Annotated in this window: 15 protein-coding genes; 13 read left to right on the top strand and 2 right to left on the bottom strand. The window is 71.4% G+C overall.

Annotated features, from left to right (window positions below):
* The first annotated feature begins 24 nt into the window (after positions 1-24).
* From ABT004_RS13955 to ABT004_RS13990, 8 genes are all read left to right on the top strand, one after another.
* Complete coding sequence (locus tag ABT004_RS13955; RefSeq protein ID WP_351335563.1) at positions 25-1131, top strand: quinone-dependent dihydroorotate dehydrogenase; 1107 nt, start codon at positions 25-27, stop codon at positions 1129-1131.
* On the top strand, positions 1128-1982 hold the full coding sequence (pyrF, locus tag ABT004_RS13960) for an orotidine-5'-phosphate decarboxylase (RefSeq protein ID WP_351335565.1): 855 nt from the start codon (positions 1128-1130) through the stop codon (positions 1980-1982). The genes ABT004_RS13955 and pyrF overlap by 4 nt, the downstream gene beginning before the upstream one ends.
* Positions 1983-2262: 280 nt before the next feature.
* Complete coding sequence (locus tag ABT004_RS13965; RefSeq protein ID WP_026246651.1) at positions 2263-2586, top strand: integration host factor; 324 nt, start codon at positions 2263-2265, stop codon at positions 2584-2586.
* A 72-nt stretch (positions 2587-2658) separates the two neighbouring features.
* Positions 2659-3216, top strand: a complete 558-nt coding sequence (gmk, locus tag ABT004_RS13970; protein WP_351335567.1) for a guanylate kinase — start codon at positions 2659-2661, stop codon at positions 3214-3216.
* A gap of 26 nt (positions 3217-3242) precedes the next feature.
* A complete protein-coding gene (gene rpoZ / locus ABT004_RS13975) occupies positions 3243-3515 on the top strand; it encodes a DNA-directed RNA polymerase subunit omega (protein ID WP_326014223.1) in 273 nt (90 codons plus the stop codon).
* 118 nt (positions 3516-3633) lie between these two features.
* Positions 3634-4854, top strand: coding sequence for a bifunctional phosphopantothenoylcysteine decarboxylase/phosphopantothenate--cysteine ligase CoaBC (coaBC, locus tag ABT004_RS13980; protein WP_351335571.1), 1221 nt, complete (start codon positions 3634-3636; stop codon positions 4852-4854).
* 290 nt (positions 4855-5144) lie between these two features.
* Positions 5145-6353 (top strand): methionine adenosyltransferase, encoded by a 1209-nt coding sequence (metK, locus tag ABT004_RS13985; RefSeq protein ID WP_351335574.1) that lies wholly within the window; start codon positions 5145-5147, stop codon positions 6351-6353.
* A 121-nt stretch (positions 6354-6474) separates the two neighbouring features.
* Positions 6475-8616, top strand: coding sequence for a primosomal protein N' (locus tag ABT004_RS13990; RefSeq protein ID WP_351335576.1), 2142 nt, complete (start codon positions 6475-6477; stop codon positions 8614-8616).
* Positions 8617-8881: 265 nt separating this feature from the next.
* Here ABT004_RS13990 and ABT004_RS13995 read toward each other — a convergent pair whose 3' ends face one another.
* Positions 8882-9457 carry a hypothetical protein gene (locus ABT004_RS13995; RefSeq protein ID WP_351335579.1) on the bottom strand — a complete coding sequence of 192 codons (576 nt, stop codon included), beginning with the start codon at positions 9455-9457 and terminating at the stop codon, positions 8882-8884.
* A 496-nt stretch (positions 9458-9953) separates the two neighbouring features.
* Here ABT004_RS13995 and fmt point away from each other — a divergent pair, with 496 nt between their 5' ends.
* Together fmt and ABT004_RS14005 are read left to right on the top strand one after the other, a co-directional pair.
* Positions 9954-10883, top strand: coding sequence for a methionyl-tRNA formyltransferase (gene fmt / locus ABT004_RS14000; protein ID WP_351335580.1), 930 nt, complete (start codon positions 9954-9956; stop codon positions 10881-10883).
* A 172-nt stretch (positions 10884-11055) separates the two neighbouring features.
* Positions 11056-12486: an RsmB/NOP family class I SAM-dependent RNA methyltransferase gene (locus ABT004_RS14005; protein WP_351335582.1), complete on the top strand. Its 1431-nt coding sequence runs from the start codon at positions 11056-11058 to the stop codon at positions 12484-12486.
* Positions 12487-12542: 56 nt separating this feature from the next.
* Here ABT004_RS14005 and ABT004_RS14010 read toward each other — a convergent pair whose 3' ends face one another.
* Entirely contained in the window at positions 12543-14738 is a 2196-nt protein-coding gene (locus tag ABT004_RS14010; protein WP_351335585.1) for an MMPL family transporter, read from the bottom strand.
* 163 nt (positions 14739-14901) lie between these two features.
* Between ABT004_RS14010 and rpe the strand changes: the two genes are divergently transcribed.
* The 3 genes from rpe (at position 14902) to ABT004_RS14025 (ending at position 17200) form a co-directional block, all read left to right on the top strand.
* Positions 14902-15588, top strand: coding sequence for a ribulose-phosphate 3-epimerase (rpe, locus tag ABT004_RS14015; protein WP_351335587.1), 687 nt, complete (start codon positions 14902-14904; stop codon positions 15586-15588).
* Between the two features lie 198 nt (positions 15589-15786).
* Positions 15787-16770, top strand: a complete 984-nt coding sequence (locus ABT004_RS14020; RefSeq protein WP_351335633.1) for a sugar-binding transcriptional regulator — start codon at positions 15787-15789, stop codon at positions 16768-16770.
* Between the two features lie 142 nt (positions 16771-16912).
* A complete protein-coding gene (locus ABT004_RS14025) occupies positions 16913-17200 on the top strand; it encodes a barstar family protein (protein WP_351335590.1) in 288 nt (95 codons plus the stop codon).
* Positions 17201-17261: the final 61 nt, after the last annotated feature.

The following is a 17261-nucleotide window of genomic DNA, read 5'->3' on the forward strand; positions in this document are numbered from 1 at the left end:
ATGAGGACCTATAGGACTTCCAGCATGTACAAGCTGTTCTTCAACCTCGTCTTCAAGCACCTGGACCCGGAGAAGGCCCACTACCTGGCCTTCCGCTGGATCCGCCTCGCGGCCCGCACGCCCGTTCTGCGCACCTTCGTAGCCGCGTATCTCGCGCCGCGCTACAAGGAGTTGCGTACGGAAGCCCTGGGCTTGCGTATGCACGGCCCCTTCGGCCTTGCCGCAGGCTTCGACAAGAACGCCGTCGCGATCGACGGCATGTCGATGCTGGGCTTCGACCACGTCGAGATCGGCACCGTGACGGGCGAGGCCCAGCCCGGCAACCCCAAGAAGCGCCTGTTCCGCCTCGTGCAGGACCGCGCGCTCATCAACCGCATGGGCTTCAACAACGAGGGTTCGCTGGCCGTGGCGGCCCGCCTGGCCTCCCGCAACCCGGTCTTCAGGACCACGGTCGGCGTGAACATCGGCAAGACCAAGGTCGTGCCGGAGGCCGAGGCCGTCGGCGACTACGTGAAGTCCACCGAGCGGCTCGCCGCGTTCGCCGACTACCTCGTCGTGAACGTGTCCTCGCCGAACACGCCGGGCCTGCGCAACCTCCAGGCCACCGAGGCGCTGCGGCCGCTCCTGAGCGCCGTGCGCGAGGCCGCGGACCGCACGGTGAAGAGCCGTCGCGTCCCGCTCCTCGTCAAGATCGCGCCCGACCTCGCCGACGAGGACGTCGACGCGGTCGCCGACCTGGCCGTGGAACTCGGCCTCGACGGCATCATCGCCACCAACACGACGATCTCCCGCGAGGGCCTCGCCACCAAGGGCGACGTCGTGAGCGAGACCGGCGGCCTGTCCGGCGCGCCCCTCAAGGAGCGCTCCCTGGAGGTCCTGAGGCGCCTCTACGCGCGCGTGGGCGACCGGATCACGCTCATGGGCGTCGGCGGCATCGAGAACGCCGAGGACGCCTGGCAGCGCATCCTCGCCGGTGCCACGCTCATCCAGGGCTACTCGGCCTTCATCTACGAAGGCCCCTGCTACGCCCGCGCGATCCACAAGGGCCTCGCCGCCCGCCTGAACGACTCCCCGTACGACACGCTCGCCGACGCGATCGGCGCCGATGTGAGGAAGCAGGCTTCCGCATGACTGTGCTGGAACCCTTCGGCGCGCGCCTGCGCCGCGTCATGGATGAGCGCGGGCCGCTCTGCGTCGGCATCGACCCGCACGCCGCCCTGCTGTCCTCCTGGGGGCTGAACGACGACATCAAGGGCCTGGAGACCTTCACGCACGCGTGCGTAGAGGCGCTGGCCGACACGGTGGCCGTGGTCAAGCCCCAGTCGGCGTTCTTCGAACGGTTCGGCTCGCGGGGTGTCGCGGTCCTGGAGCGGGCCGTGGCGGACCTGCGCGCCGCCGGGACCCTCGTCGTCATGGACGCCAAGCGCGGCGACATCGGCTCCACCATGGCCGCGTACGCGGAGACCTTCCTGCACAAGGACTCCCCGCTGTTCTCGGACGCCCTGACCGTCTCGCCGTACCTGGGCTACGGGTCCCTGAAGCCCGCCGTGGACCTGGCCCGCGAGTCCGGAGCCGGCCTCTTCGTGCTGGCGCTCACCTCGAACCCCGAGGGCGGCGAGGTCCAGCACGCGGTGCGCACCGACGACCCGGCCGGCCGCAACGTAGGCGCGACGATGCTCGCGCACCTCGCGCAGGAGAACGCGGGGGAGCGCCCCATGGGCTCCTTCGGAGCCGTGGTCGGCGCGACGCTGGGCGATCTGTCCTCCTACGAACTCGACATCAACGGCCCGCTCCTCGCCCCCGGCATCGGGGCGCAGGGTGCCACGGCGGCCGATCTTCCGTCGGTGTTCGGCTCCGCCGCGCGCAATGTCGTACCGAGTGTGAGCCGTGGAGTGCTCAAGGCGGGACCTTCGGTCGCGGCCCTGCGGGACGCCTCCGTGCGGTTCGCGGACGACGTGCGCGAGGCCGTCGCGGGGGCCTGACGCGAGAGGTTTAGAGGTGGCACTCCGTGCCGACCTTGGGTTTTGCGTCCGAATCCTGTCCTGTTTACAGGGAGATTTGTCCAAAATGTACGGCTCGACAGAGGCTGACCAGGACTTTTCGTCTGTTCTCGCTGACTCTGGCGGCCATGCCCGCTAGTCTCCGTCGAGAGTCAACGGCCAAGCTGCACGCCAGCGGGTTGTTCGTTGCTCCCCAGGTGTGGGGCGACTAGGTTCCTCACCGGTCCGTATCCGACAGTTCGACATCCGAGGTGACGTAGGCGTGGCTCTTCCGCCCCTTACCCCTGAACAGCGCGCAGCCGCGCTCGAAAAGGCCGCCGCGGCTCGCCGGGAGCGGGCCGAGGTCAAGAATCGACTCAAGCACTCCGGCGCCTCCCTCCACGAGGTCATCAAGCAGGGCCAGGAGAACGACGTCATCGGCAAGATGAAGGTCTCCGCCCTTCTCGAGTCCCTGCCGGGCGTGGGAAAGGTCCGTGCCAAGCAGATCATGGAGCGGCTCGGGATCTCCGAATCCCGCCGGGTGCGCGGTCTCGGTTCCAACCAGATCGCCTCTTTGGAGCGCGAGTTCGGCAGCACCGGAGCCTGAGTGGCCGCGGCCGTCCCGGGCTGACCCCCGGGGCTGGTCCGGGCACTCCGGAACAACTGGAATAATCGCTGCATGAGTGAACGTCCGCGGCTGACCGTGCTCTCCGGCCCCTCGGGGGTCGGCAAGAGCACGGTTGTCGCCCATATGCGCAAGGAACACCCTGAGGTCTGGCTCTCGGTGTCGGCCACGACCCGTAAGCCGCGCCCCGGCGAGCAGCACGGTGTCCAGTACTTCTTCGTCACCGACGAGGAGATGGACAAGCTGATCGCCAACGGTGAGCTCCTCGAGTGGGCCGAGTTCGCGGGGAACCGTTACGGCACCCCGCGCAGAGCCGTGCTCGACCGCCTGGAGGCGGGGGAGCCGGTGCTGCTCGAGATCGACCTCCAGGGTGCCCGCCTGGTCCGGGAGTCGATGCCCGAGGCGCAGCTGGTCTTCCTGGCCCCGCCGAGCTGGGACGAGCTGGTCCGCCGGCTCACCGGGCGCGGTACGGAGGCGCCGGAGGTCATCGAGCGCCGTCTCGGGGCCGCCAAGGTGGAGCTCGCCGCCGAATCGGAGTTCGACACCACTCTTGTCAATACCTCTGTCGAGGGCGTGGCCGCTGAGCTGCTAGCCTTGATGAAAGTTCTTTGATCTTTAACCCCATCGGAAGGCAGAGAGTGTCCTCTACCATCACCGCGCCCGAGGGCATCATCAACCCTCCGATTGATGAGCTCCTCGAGGCCACCGACTCGAAGTACAGCCTGGTCATCTACGCCGCCAAGCGCGCGCGTCAGATCAACGCGTACTACTCGCAGCTCGGTGAGGGCCTGCTCGAGTACGTCGGCCCGCTGGTGGACACGCACGTCCACGAGAAGCCGCTCTCGATCGCTCTTCGCGAGATCAACGCGGGTCTGCTGACGTCCGAGGCCATCGAGGGCCCGGCTCAGTAACACCCGTGTAGCTCGTAGATTTCGGTACTTCAGGCCCGGCAGCGCGACTGCCGGGCCTGTGGTGTGTCATGGAGTCGTACGTCTGTCGTTCGTACGTGTTCGAGTCAGGGGAGAACCGGTGTCGTCGAAGCCGAAGGTCGTTCTGGGGGTCAGCGGCGGAATCGCCGCCTACAAGGCGTGTGAGCTGCTGCGTCGACTGACGGAGTCCGGCCACGACGTGCGCGTCGTGCCGACCGAATCGGCGCTGCACTTCGTCGGCGCCGCGACCTGGTCGGCGCTCTCCGGCAACCCGGTCTCCACGGAGGTCTGGGACGCGGTCCACGAGGTGCCGCACGTGCGCATCGGCCAGCACGCGGACCTCGTGATCGTCGCGCCGGCCACCGCCGACATGCTCGCCAAGGCGGCCCACGGGCTCGCCGACGACCTCCTCACGAACACGCTCCTCACCGCCCGATGTCCCGTCGTCTTCGCCCCCGCCATGCACACCGAGATGTGGGAGCACCCGGCCACCCAGGAGAACATCGCCACGCTGCGCCGCCGCGGTGCCCTCGTCATCGAGCCGGCGGTCGGCCGCCTCACGGGCGTCGACACCGGCAAGGGCCGCTTCCCCGACCCGGCGGAGATCTTCGAGTACGCACGCCGGGTGCTCGCGCGCGGCGACGCCCCGCAGGACCTCGTCGGCCGCCACGTGGTCGTCAGCGCCGGCGGCACCCGCGAGCCCCTCGACCCGGTCCGTTTCCTCGGTAACCGCTCCTCCGGAAAGCAGGGATACGCGCTCGCCCGCACGGCGGCGGCCCGCGGCGCCCGCGTCACGCTGCTCTCCGCGAACGCGGACCTTCCCGATCCGGCGGGCGTCGACGTCGTCCACGTAGGGACGGCCGTTCAGCTGCGCGAGGCGGCCCTCAAGGCGGTCGCCGACGCCGACGCGGTCGTCATGGCCGCCGCCGTCGCCGACTTCCGCCCCGAGGCGTACGCCACCGGGAAGATCAAGAAGAAGGACGGCGAGGAGCCGGCGCCGATCGTCCTCGTGCGCAACCCGGACATCCTCGCGGAGCTGTCCGCCGACCGGCCCCGTCCGGGGCAGGTCGTCGTCGGCTTCGCCGCGGAGACCGACGACGTCCTCGCGAACGGCCGCGCCAAGCTCGCCCGCAAGGGCTGTGACCTGCTCGTCGTCAACGAGGTGGGGGAGCGCAAGACCTTCGGCTCCGAGGAGAACGAGGCCGTGATCCTGGGCGCCGACGGGCACGAGACGCCGGTCCCCTACGGCCCGAAGGAAGCGCTCGCCGACCGCATCTGGGACGAGGCGGCGCGGCGCCTCGCGCCCGCGACGGCCGACTGAATCCTTGTCGAACACGCGCGGAACCCATCGGTGCGTGAAATTCACATCCACCCCGTCTGACCCGGGGAAACCCCGAAAACACGCCAATTTCGGGCGGGCGGTACCCTTCCGAAGACCGATCGTCGTATCGCACAATGCGGTGTCGCAGGTCACAGCGCTCCCAGTGGGCGAGACACGTGACCCTGCGACCGAGCACGACCGATAAACTGTTCCCGGACGGTGTCGGGTGCAGCCCCCCGCACCATCCGTCAAATGATCAGCCAGCAGCCGCTGCAACCACAGGGAGCGTTGTGTCCCGTCGCCTGTTCACCTCGGAGTCCGTCACCGAGGGTCACCCCGACAAGATCGCTGACCAGATCAGCGACACCATTCTCGACGCGCTGCTCCGCGAGGACCCCTCGTCCCGCGTCGCCGTCGAGACGCTGATCACCACCGGCCAGGTCCACGTGGCCGGCGAGGTGACCACGAAGGCGTACGCGCCGATCGCGCAGCTCGTGCGCGACAAGATCCTCGAGATCGGCTACGACTCGTCGAAGAAGGGCTTCGACGGCGCGTCCTGCGGCGTCTCGGTCTCCATCGGTTCGCAGTCGCCCGACATCGCGCAGGGCGTCGACACCGCGTACGAGAAGCGTGTCGAGGGCGATGAGGACGAGCTCGACAAGCAGGGCGCGGGCGACCAGGGCCTGATGTTCGGCTACGCGTGCGACGAGACGCCGGAGCTCATGCCGCTCCCGATCCACCTCGCGCACCGCCTCTCGCGGCGCCTCTCCGAGGTGCGCAAGAACGGGACGATCCCTTACCTGCGCCCCGACGGCAAGACCCAGGTCACCATCGAGTACGACGGCGACAAGGCGGTCCGTCTGGACACGGTCGTGGTCTCCTCGCAGCACGCGAGCGACATCGACCTGGACTCCCTCCTCGCCCCCGACATCCGCGAGTTCGTGGTGGAGCCGGAGCTGAAGGCGCTGCTCGACGACGGCATCAAGCTGGAGACCGAGAACTACCGCCTGCTGGTCAACCCGACCGGCCGCTTCGAGATCGGCGGCCCGATGGGCGACGCCGGTCTGACCGGCCGCAAGATCATCATCGACACGTACGGCGGTTACGCCCGCCACGGCGGCGGCGCCTTCTCCGGCAAGGACCCGTCCAAGGTCGACCGCTCGGCCGCGTACGCGATGCGCTGGGTCGCCAAGAACGTCGTAGCCTCGGGTCTCGCCGCGCGCTGCGAGGTCCAGGTCGCGTACGCGATCGGCAAGGCCGAGCCGGTCGGTCTCTTCGTGGAGACCTTCGGTACGGCGACGATCGACACGGACAAGATCGAGGCCGCGATCTCCGAGGTCTTCGACCTCCGCCCGGCCGCGATCATCCGCGACCTCGACCTGCTCCGCCCGATCTACTCCAAGACGGCCGCGTACGGCCACTTCGGGCGCGCGCTGCCCGAATTCACGTGGGAGAAGACGGACCGCGTGGACGCGCTGCGCAAGGCCGCGGGCCTGTAGGCCTTGAGTCATTGAACGGCCCGTGGGGCCCGGTTCTCCTTCGGGAGGGCCGGGCCCTTCGGCGTTCGCGGGCCGCTTCGGGACAGGCTGACTGTCAGTCCGCTCTGGTAGGAATGCACGTGTGAGCAGCGAGAACGACAGGGGCGACGAGGGCGGGGAGCCGGAGCAGCTTGCGTTGATCCGGGAGAGCGTGCGGGCCGCCAAAGCGCCGAAGGCGAAGCCGCGGACGTGGCGGGGGGCGCCGCTGGCCGAGGAGTCGCCGGTGGCGCGAGTGCTCGTGGACAAGGGGGTGCTGCATCTCGACCGGTACTTCGAGTACGCCGTGCCGAAGGAGCTGGACGCCGTCGCGCAGCCGGGCGTGCGGGTGCGGGTGCGGTTCGGGGCGGGGAACCGGAACGTGCGGGACGGGCGGCGTGAAGGGGGCGGGCTGATTGACGGGTTTCTCATCGAGCGGGTGGACGAGGCCGAGTATCAGGGCCCGCTGGCCGCGCTCGCGCAGGTCGTGTCGCCCGAACCCGTGCTCGATGCGGAGTTGCTCGGGCTGACCCGGGCCGTCGCCGATCGCTATGCGGGGAGCCTTGCCGATGTCCTGCAGCTGGCGATTCCGCCTCGGCATGCCAAGGCCGAGGCGCGGGAGTTCGCCGCTCCGCCCGCGCCGCCGGGGGCTCCGGAGGCGGGGTCCTGGGCGCGGTACGAGCGGGGGGCCGACTTCCTGACGTCGCTGGCCGCGGGCGGTGCGCCGCGAGCCGTGTGGACCGCGCTGCCCGGGCCCGAGTGGGCCGGCGAGATCGCTCGGGCCGTGCGGGCGACGCTCGCGTCGGGGCGGGGGGCCCTGGTCGTCGTGCCGACGGTGCGGCTCGCGGCGCGTGTCGACGCCGCGCTGCGGGAGGAGTTGGGGGAGGGGCAGCATGCGCTGTTGACGGCCGACGCCGGGCAGCAGCGCCGGTACTCCGAGTGGCTTGCTGTGCGGCGGGGGGCGGTGCGGGCTGTCGTGGGGACGCGGGCCGCCATGTTCGCTCCCGTACGGGACGTGGGCCTGGTCGTGCTCTGGGAGGACGGGGACCAGCACCACAGCGATGATCACGCGCCTTTCCCGCACGTGCGGGAGGTCCTGGAGCTGCGGGCCACGCGCGACAAGTGCGCCTTCCTGCTGGGGAGTTGGAGCTGCACGGTCGAGGCGGCCCAGCTGGTGCGCAGTGGGTGGGCCGCCGCCCTGAGCGCGCCGCGGGACGTCGTACGGCGGGTCGCTCCGCTCGTACGCACCGTGGGGGACCGGGACGTGGCGCGGGACGAGGCCGCGCGGGCCGCTCGGTTGCCGAGTCTCGCGTGGGAGGTGGCGCGTACCGCGTTGCGCGAGGGGCCTGTGCTGGTGCAGGTGCCGAGGCGGGGGTACGTTCCGCGGCTCGCCTGTCAGCGGTGTCGTGAGCCCGCCCGGTGCCGGCAGTGCGCGGGGCCGTTGGAGGCGCGGGAGGCGACCGGCGTGCTCGCGTGCGGGTGGTGCGGGCGCGAGGAAGGGCGCTGGCAGTGTGCCGAGTGCGGGGGTACCCGGTTGCGGGCGCAGGTCGTCGGGGCGCGGCGCACCGCCGAGGAGTTGGGCCGGGCGTTCTCCGCTGTGCCGGTGCGGACGTCGGGGCGGGAGCAGGTGCTCGACACGGTTCCGGGGACGCCCGCGCTCGTCGTGAGTACGCCCGGGGCCGAGCCGGTCGCCGAGGGCGGATACGCGGCGGCGCTGCTGCTCGACGGGTGGGCGATGTTGGGCCGGGCCGATCTGCGGGCGGGCGAGGAGGCGCTGCGGCGGTGGATCGCGGCGTCCGCGCTGGTGCGGCCCCAGGAGGTGGGCGGCGCGGTGGTCGTGGTCGCCGAGCCCACGTTGCGGCCCGTGCAGGCGCTGGTGCGGTGGGATCCCGTGGGGCATGCGGTGCGGGAGCTGGATGAGCGGGCCGAGCTCGGGTTTCCGCCGGTGTCGCGGATGGCGGCGGTCTCGGGGACGGCGGAGGCGGTCGCCGGGTTCATGGGGGCGGTGGAACTTCCGGGGGACGCGGAGGTGTTGGGGCCCGTGCCGGTGCCTTCGGCGATACCGGGTGGGGGGCGGAGGGGCGGGGGGCCGCCGGTCGGGGAGGAGTGGGAGCGGGTGCTTGTGCGGGTTCCGCCGGGGAGTGGGGCGGTGCTCGCGCGAGCCTTGAAGCAGGCGCAGGCGGCGCGGATGGCCCGGGGGGCGGGCGAGCCGGTACGGGTGCGGGTGGATCCGCTCGACATCGGGTGAGCGGTGGGCCGTCGGCGGCGGGCTGCGGGGGCGGGGCTGGGCGGGGCCGGGTCGGGCGGCACCGTGGTTGAGGCCACCCGCAGGGGGCGCCGCACCGGGGTGCCGCCTTGCCCACCCTGCCGCCCAAGGCGGCAGATTGCCCAAGGCGGCAGGGTGGCCCGAGGCTGCAGGGTGCGCAAGGCGGCAGGGTGCCCGAGGCTGCAGGGTGCCCAAAGCGGCAGGGTGCTCAAAGCGGCAGGGTGCCCAAGGTGGGGCGGCGCGGGGGTCAGCCGTGTCGGGGGCCCGGGAAGGCGTTGGGGCGTGGGTCGTCGCGCAGGCCCGTGGTGCCCACGGTCGGCTGGGTGGGCAGGGCGCGGGCGGCGGGGACCGATGACAGCGGGCCCGCTCCCATGGGCACGGGAGGTCGCACGGACTGCGCCGGGGACGGCACGGCGGACGTCGGCGACACCGGCACCTCCGCCCCGCGCTCGGCCTCGGCCGCCGCCTGGGTGACCGCCCTGCGCGCCCCGTACCTGCGGTGCACCGCCTGCTTCGTGACGCCGAGCGCGGAGCCCACCGCGTCCCACGAGAACCCCAGCGAACGGTCGAAGTCCACGGCTGCGGTGACCAACGTCTCGACGCTGTCGCGCAGTTCCTGGGCGAGACGGACGGTGGGGGCGGGCGCCCTCCCGTATACGACGAACCCCGCGGAGGGGCCTGAGCGGCGCGGGCGGTAGACGTTGCCCAGCTGTGCGGTGAGGGTGCGCAGCGCATCCACCTGACGGCGGACCCGCTCGATGTCCCGCACAAGAAGATGCAGGCTGGCCCGTGCCTGGGCGTCGTGGGTTGCGTGGTCGGCCATGAACAAGCCTCTCGAACCGGCGATGAAAAAGGATCGGGCCACGCTCACGTCAAGCGACACCGACGAAGGCGGGTGAACGATGACGGATGACTGATTGCGGCCCATGACTGGTCAACTCTTTCTTGACCAACGCGCCATCCGGTGAGGGGTCACGCTGTTCGGGCGCATCCGCATATGCGAGGGGCGCACGTCACGGCGTGCGCCCCGTACGCGCCCACCGCACGGCGCCCATAGACTGGTGCGCTGCCCGTGACCCTGCCGCGAGAGGCTGCTGGGGCCCTTCTGACGGACCTTGCTAGAGTCGCGGGCTCTGGCATGCACTCCCCCAAGCTCTTAAGGAGCAGGGGGACCCCCTCGGCGTTGTCGTCGGTTGCCAACGCTCCGCGTTGTCGCCCTCCTCCGCCTTGCAGCTGCACGCACCAGAGCCCGCTCGCCAGCACCGGTTGTTGCGGTCGTCCGCATCCAGCCCGATCCGTCAGAAGGGCCCCAGCCACCGATGAAGCTCGTCTTCGCAGGCACCCCCGAGGTCGCCGTTCCCGCCCTGGACGCCCTGATCGCCTCCGACCGGCACGAGGTCGCCGCGGTCGTCACCCGGCCCGACGCACCGGCGGGGCGCGGCCGTCGCCTGGTCGCGAGCCCGGTCGCCCAGCGGGCCGAGGAGGCCGGCATCGAGGTGCTCAAGCCGGCCAAGCCGCGCGACGAGGAGTTCCTGGCGAGGCTGCGGGAGATCGCCCCCGACTGCTGCCCGGTCGTCGCGTACGGGGCGCTGCTCCCCAAGGTCGCGCTCGATGTGCCCTCCCACGGCTGGGTCAATCTGCACTTCTCGCTGCTGCCCGCGTGGCGCGGCGCCGCGCCCGTGCAGCACGCGGTGATGGCGGGTGACGAGATCACCGGCGTGTCCACGTTCCTCATCGAGGAGGGGCTCGACTCCGGACCCGTCTACGGGACGGTGACCGAGGCGGTCCGTGCCACCGACACCAGCGGCGACCTGCTGACCCGGCTCGCGTTCGCGGGCTCCGGGCTGCTCGCCGCGACGATGGACGGGATCGAGGACGGCACGATCGAGGCCGTGCCGCAGCCCGCCGACGGCATCACTCTCGCGCCGAAGATCACCGTGGACGACGCCCGTATCGACTGGCGCGCGCCGGCCCTGCGGGTCGACCGGGTCGTCCGTGGCTGCACGCCCGCGCCGGGTGCCTGGACCGAGTTCCGCGGCGAGCGGCTCAAGGTGCGCACGGCCGTCCTCGCGCCCGACCGGACCGACCTCGCGCCGGGTGAGATCTCCGCAGGCAAGAAGAACCTCTACGTGGGCACCGGTTCGGGCGCCGTCGAGCTGCTCTGGGTGCAGGCGCAGGGCAAGAAGCCGATGGCCGCGGCGGACTGGGCGCGGGGCACCCGGATCGCCGAGGGGGAGACCCTGGGCTGACGGGCCTGCCGGCACCGGTTCGCGTCGCCGGGGGTGATTGGCCCGCGAGGGCCGTTGTCGGGGCCGGGACGTACCCTGGGAGGGTTCATCCCGGCGTACTGCCTGTGCGTGGCGCCGATTCCGGCGTACGCCCCGTGCGGAGCGCCCGTACGATCCCAGCAGCGGAGCACCTTTGAGCGACCAGCCCGGCCGGCCCCCTCGTAAGCCCGGCAAGCCCCACCGTCGTCCCAAGAAGGACCCCGTGCGCATCCTCGCCTTCGAGGCGTTGCGCGCGGTGGACGAGCGGGACGCGTACGCGAACCTCGTGCTGCCGCCGCTGCTGCGCAAGGCCCGCGAGAAGGGCGACTTCGACGGGCGGGACGCCGCGCTCGCGACCGAGCTCGTGTACGGGACGCTGCGCAGGCAGGGGACGTACGACGCGATCGTGGCGGCGTGCATCGACCGGCCGCTGCGGGAGGTCGATCCGCCGGTTCTCGACGTGCTCAACCTCGGCGTGCATCAGCTGCTCGGTACGCGGATCCCGACGCACGCCGCCGTGTCCGCGTCGGTCGAGCTGGCGCGCGTCGTGCTCGGTGACGGGCGGGCCAAGTTCGTCAACGCCGTGCTGCGGAAGGTCTCGCAGCACGAGCTCGACGCGTGGGTGGAGAAGGTCGCGCCGCCGTACGACGAGGATCCCGAGGACCACCTGTCCGTGGTGCATTCGCATCCGCGATGGGTCGTGTCCGCCCTGTGGGACTCGCTGGGCGGCGGGCGTGCCGGGATCGAGGATCTGCTGGAGGCCGACAACGAGCGGCCCGAGGTGACGCTCGTGGCGCGGCCCGGGCGGACCACGGCCGAGGCCGTACTCGCCGAGGTGGGCGAGGAGTCGGGGCTGCCGGGGCGCTGGTCGCCGTACGCCGTGCGGCTCGCCGAGGGAGGTGAGCCGGGGTCCTTCGACGTCGTCCGGTCGGGGCGGGCCGGTGTGCAGGACGAGGGAAGCCAGCTGGTTGCCATCGCGCTCGCGAACGCTCCGGTCGAGGGACGCGACGAGAAGTGGCTCGACGGGTGCGCGGGCCCCGGCGGCAAGGCGGCCATGCTCGCCGGGCTCGCCGCCGAGCGCGGGGCGACGCTGCTCGCGTCGGAGAAGCAGCCGCACCGGGCCGGGCTCGTCGCGAAGGCGCTCGCGGGGAACCCGGGGCCCTATCAGGTGATCGCCGCGGACGGGACGCGCCCGCCGTGGGGTCCCGGGACGTTCGACCGGATCCTGATGGACGTGCCCTGCACGGGACTTGGCGCGCTGCGGCGGCGTCCGGAGGCGCGGTGGCGGCGGCGCCCCGAGGACCTCCAGGGCTTCGGCCCGCTGCAACGGGACCTGCTGCGCAAGGCGCTCGACTCCGTGCGGGTGGGGGGCGTCGTGGGGTACGCGACGTGCTCGCCGCATCTCGCGGAGACGCGGGCGGTCGTGGATGACGTGCTGAAGCAGGTCGGCGGGGCGGAACTCGTCGATGCGCGGCCGTTGTTCGAGGGGGTGCCGGCGTTGGGGGAGGGGCCGGATGTGCAGTTGTGGCCGCATCTGCATGGGACCGATGCGATGTATTTGGCGTTGATTAGGCGTACGGCGTAGGTGATGTTGCGGTGGGGCGGGGTGAAAGATCGGGGCTCTGCCCCGGACCCCGCGCCTCAATCGCCGGCGGGGCTTGATTCGTGCCCGGCCGGGCGTGATTTGCCGGCGAGGCTTGATGGGGGATCAACCGTGTTCGGCCACCAGACCCGGGAGCCTGCGTCCAGGAACAAGGATGTCACCAGGACCGAACGCACCACGAACGTGTCCAGGAGGATGCCCACCGCCACCGCGAAGCCGATTTCGGCGAAGGCGACCATGGGGAGGGTGCCGAGGGCCGCGAAGGTGCCCGCGAGGACCAGGCCCGCCGACGTGATCACCGCGCCGGTCGCGGCCAGGCCCGTGACGACGCCCTGGCGTGTGCCCTGGCGCGCGGCCTCCTCACGGATGCGGGTCGTGAGGAAGATGTTGTAGTCGATGCCGAGTGCCACCAGGAACACGAAGACGAACAGCGGGAAGTCCGTCGACTCGCCCGCGTAGTCGAAGAGGTGGCGGAAGGCCAGCGCGCTGATGCCGAGCGCCGCCGCGAAGGACAGCACGACCGTCCCGATCAGCAACAGCGGTGCCACCAGGGCCCGTAGGAGCAGGCCGAGGATCAGCAGGACGACCACCAGGACCAGCGGGATCACCAGCTTGTTGTCGTGCGTGGTGGCCCGGTCCATGTCGAGCAGCGCCGCCGCGCCGCCGCCCACCTTCGCCTCCGCGCCGGGCACGTCGTGCACCGCGGCCCGCATCCGGTCCACCGTGTCCTTGGCGGCTTGACTGTCGGAGGGTGCGGTCGTCGTCGCCTCGAAGAGGATCCGGCCGGCCGCCGCGGGTTTTGTGTTCGGGGGCACGCCGATGCTGCCGCGTACGACGCCCTTCGTCGTGGCGACCGCACGCCGCACCTGCTCGCCCTGCGCCTGGTTCGCGACGATGACCAGCGGGTCGCCGGTGCCCGCCGGGAAGTACTCCGCCGAGATCTCCTGACCCACGATCGAGTCGGGTTTGTCGGTGAACGAGTCGGCGTTGCTGATGCCCGCCGCCTTCAGCTGGATGAGGCCGAGGGAGAGCAGCGCGAGCGCCGCCGCCGTCGCGATCCAGACCAGGCGCGGACGGCGCGCGATCCGTCGCCCGGTGCGCGCCCACACGCCCCGCTCGGTGGGTTCCGGAGAGCCCACGTGCGGGATCACCGGCCAGAACAGCCAGCGGCCGAAGATCACCAGGAGGGCGGGGAACAGCGTCAGCATCGCGAGCAGGGCGACGGCGACGCCGATCGCCGCGACGGGGCCGAGGCCCCGCGTCGAGTTCATGTCGGCCGTCAGCAGGACCAGCATGCTCAGGACGACCGTCGCGCCCGACGCGAGCACCGCGGGGCCCGCCCTGTGCAGGGCGAGGGCCATCGACTCGTGCCGGTCCTCGTGTCGACGCAGCTCCTCGCGGTAGCGGGCGACCAGGAGCAGGGCGTAGTCCGTCCCGGCGCCGAACACGAGCACCGTGAGGATGCCCGCGCTCTGCCCGTTCACGGTCAGGCCCGCGTGCTGGGCGAGGAGATAGATCAGCGCCTGCGCCGTGAACAGGGCTGCCACCACGCTCAATACCGGTACGAGCAGCAGGGACGGGCTGCGATACGTGAACAGCAGGATCACGATCACGATGCCGAGCGCGGAGAAGAGGAGGGTCGAGTCGATGCCTTCGAAGGCCTTGGAGAAGTCCGCGGAGGTGCCGCCGGGGCCGGTGATGTGGATCTGCAGGCCGTCCGCGGACGTGCCGCTCCGGTCGCGGATGGAGTCCACTGCGGGTGCGATCCGCTCCCAGCCCTTCGCGTCCATCGTGATCGGTACGTAGATCTGGGCCGCCGAGGGGCCCGGCCGCTTGTCGAGGACCGGGCCGCGGGTCTCCGTGCCGCGCACCCCGTGGGCGCTCAGCTGCTTGATCTGGGCGACGTCCCTGGCGATCCGGGCCCGGTCCGCGACGGTGAGCCCGCCCTCGCGCGCGTAGACGACCACGGCGGGGATGGTCTCCGGCCTGAAGTCCTTGGACAGGTCGAGGACTTGGGTGGACTCCGCGGAGCCGGGCAGCCAGGACTGCGCGTCGTTGTCCTGGGCGTCGGCGAGTTTCTGGGCGAGCGGCGCCGTCCCGATGATGACCACCAACCACAGCAGCAGCACCAGCCACTTGCTGCGCCGCCCGCACACCAGCCACGCGACGCCCCGGCGCTCGGGCGCCTTGCTCACCGTGCCCTCGGCACTCACTGTGCCCTGCTCGTCCGCCATGGCGTCCCCCGCTGCGTCGTGCGCGGTGCTCCCCAGGGACCTTCAGGCCGGCCCCTCCTGCGAGCCGCCAAGAATGGCACGGGCGGGCACGGCTCGGTATCGGTCTCGGGTACGGGGCAGTACCGAGGCGGAGCGGCACCTCCGGGCATGGCACGCTTGGGGCATGGCCGTGCAGATCAACCCCAGCATCCTTTCCGCGGACTTCGCCCGCCTTGCCGACGAGGCAAAGGCCGCCGAAGGCGCCGATTGGCTCCATGTCGACGTCATGGACAACCACTTCGTCCCGAACCTGACCCTCGGGGTTCCGGTCGTAGAGTCGCTGGCGCGTGCGACGGACACGCCGTTGGACTGCCATCTGATGATCGAGGACCCCGATCGCTGGGCCCCTGAGTACGTCGAAGCGGGTGCCGGTTCCGTCACCTTTCACGCGGAGGCCGCCGCCGCCCCCGTCCGCCTCGCGCGCGAGATCCGCGCCAAGGGCGCCCGCGCGTCGATGGCCCTGAAGCCGGCGACGCCGATCGAGCCGTACGAGGACCTGCTCCCCGAGCTCGACATGCTGCTGATCATGACGGTTGAGCCGGGATTCGGCGGGCAGGCGTTCCTGGACATCATGCTGCCCAAGATCCGCCGCACCCGTGAGCTGATCGGAAAGCACGGTCTGGAGCTCTGGCTGCAGGTCGACGGCGGAGTGTCCGCCGCGACGATCGAGCGGTGCGCCGAGGCGGGCGCCGACGTCTTCGTAGCCGGTTCCGCCGTCTACGGGGCGAAGGACCCGGCGGAGGCGGTACGTGCACTGCGCACCCAGGCGGAGGGCGCTACGGCGTCCGCGGCCTGGGCGTGCGACCACTGAGCCGCGGGCACGTGAACGGCGTCCATCGGGGCTGATCAACCGCGTCGGATCTGCAAGGATGAACGGCGTACCGGGATTGTGGACAGCGGTCGATTCGTGAGCAGCAGTCGATTTCGTGGCGTAAGAGAAGTTTCGTGACGTAAGAGAAGTGAGGAGAACGCCGTGTCCGCATCATCGGCGGGACGGGCGGCCCTGCGGATGGGACCCGCGGAGCTGGTGCAGGCGGCGGCCATGGCCCGTCGCTTCTATCTCGAGAACAAGTCCAAGATCCAGATCGCCGAGGAGTTCGGCGTGAGCCGCTTCAAGGTGGCGCGGGTCCTCGAGACCGCCCTCGAGCGGGATCTCGTACGTATCGAGATCCGAGTCCCTGCCGAGTTGGACGCCGAGCGTTCCGACGCGCTGCGGGCCCGCTACGGGCTGCGCCATGCGGTCGTCGTCGAGTCGCCCCCGGAGATCGACGAGTCGCCCGACCCGGAGAACCTCGGGGAGGTCGCCGCCGAGCTGCTCGGCGAGCTGGTCACCGAGGGCGATGTGCTCGGCCTCGCGTGGGGCCGTTCCACCATCCACATGGCGGCCGCCCTCGACAAGCTGCCGCCGTGCACGGTCGTGCAGTTGACGGGCGTGTACGACGCGGGGACCGCGGAGCGCGGCTCCGTGGAGGCCGTGCGGCGTGCCGCGCAGGTGTCGGGCGGCGACGCGCACCCCATCTACGCGCCGATGCTGCTGCCGGACGCCGCGACGGCGGCGGCGCTGCGCAACCAGACGGGGATCGCCCGCGCCTTCGAGTACTTCGACAAGGTCACGGTCGCGTGCGTGTCCATCGGCTCCTGGGAGCCGGGGATCTCCACCGTGCACGACATGCTGAGCGACGAGGAGCGTGCGCACTACGCGTCGCTCGGTGTCGCCGCGGAGATGTCTGCGCACCTGTTCGACGCGCAGGGGCGGCGGGTCGGGCGGGACCTGGGGGAGCGGTGCATCACCGTCGAGGCGGATCGCCTCCGGCGGATACCGGAGGTCGTGGCGATCGCGGGTGGGCAGCGGAAGGCTGCCGCCATTGACGCGGTGTTGCGGTCGGGGCTGGTCACCTCCTTGGTCACCGATACCGCTGCGGCGGACTTCTTGCTGGCGGCCGGGTCGGCGCCGAAGCCGGCGTTGCAGCGGGCGGATCCCGACGGGGTGTGAGGTCGGAGGCGGGGTTGCGGTCACGGGGCTCTGCCCCGGACCCCGCTGCTCAATCGCCGCAGGGGCTTAAAGGATGCGCCTCAATCGCCGGCGGGGCTTGAAGTGGCTCAAATCGGCGGCCGGGCTTGAAACGGAGGAACCCGTGGGTGTGCGGCGGCTGGATCTTCAGGGCGTGGTCGACAAGGACGGGTTCATGGAGCGGTGTGCCGTCGCGCTCGGGCTGCCGTCGTGGTTCGGGCGGAACTGGGACGCCCTGGCCGACGCCCTCGGCGATCCGGGGCAGCTGCCCGAGGTTCCCGAGGGCGAGGCGCTCGCGGTGGTCGTGACCGGGTGGGCCGAGTTCGAGGCGCGGCACCCGGAGCAGTGGGAGATCGCCCGTGAGGTGTTCGCACAGGCGTCGGCCGCGCGGATCCGCTTCGAACTGGGATGATCATCCAAGCCTGACCCCTGACCTTGGGACGTTCGGCCCGAAGACGCACCTCCGGCCGGCA

This window comes from Streptomyces sp. NPDC002790, assembly GCF_040295505.1.
Classification (GTDB): Bacteria; Actinomycetota; Actinomycetes; order Streptomycetales; family Streptomycetaceae; genus Streptomyces.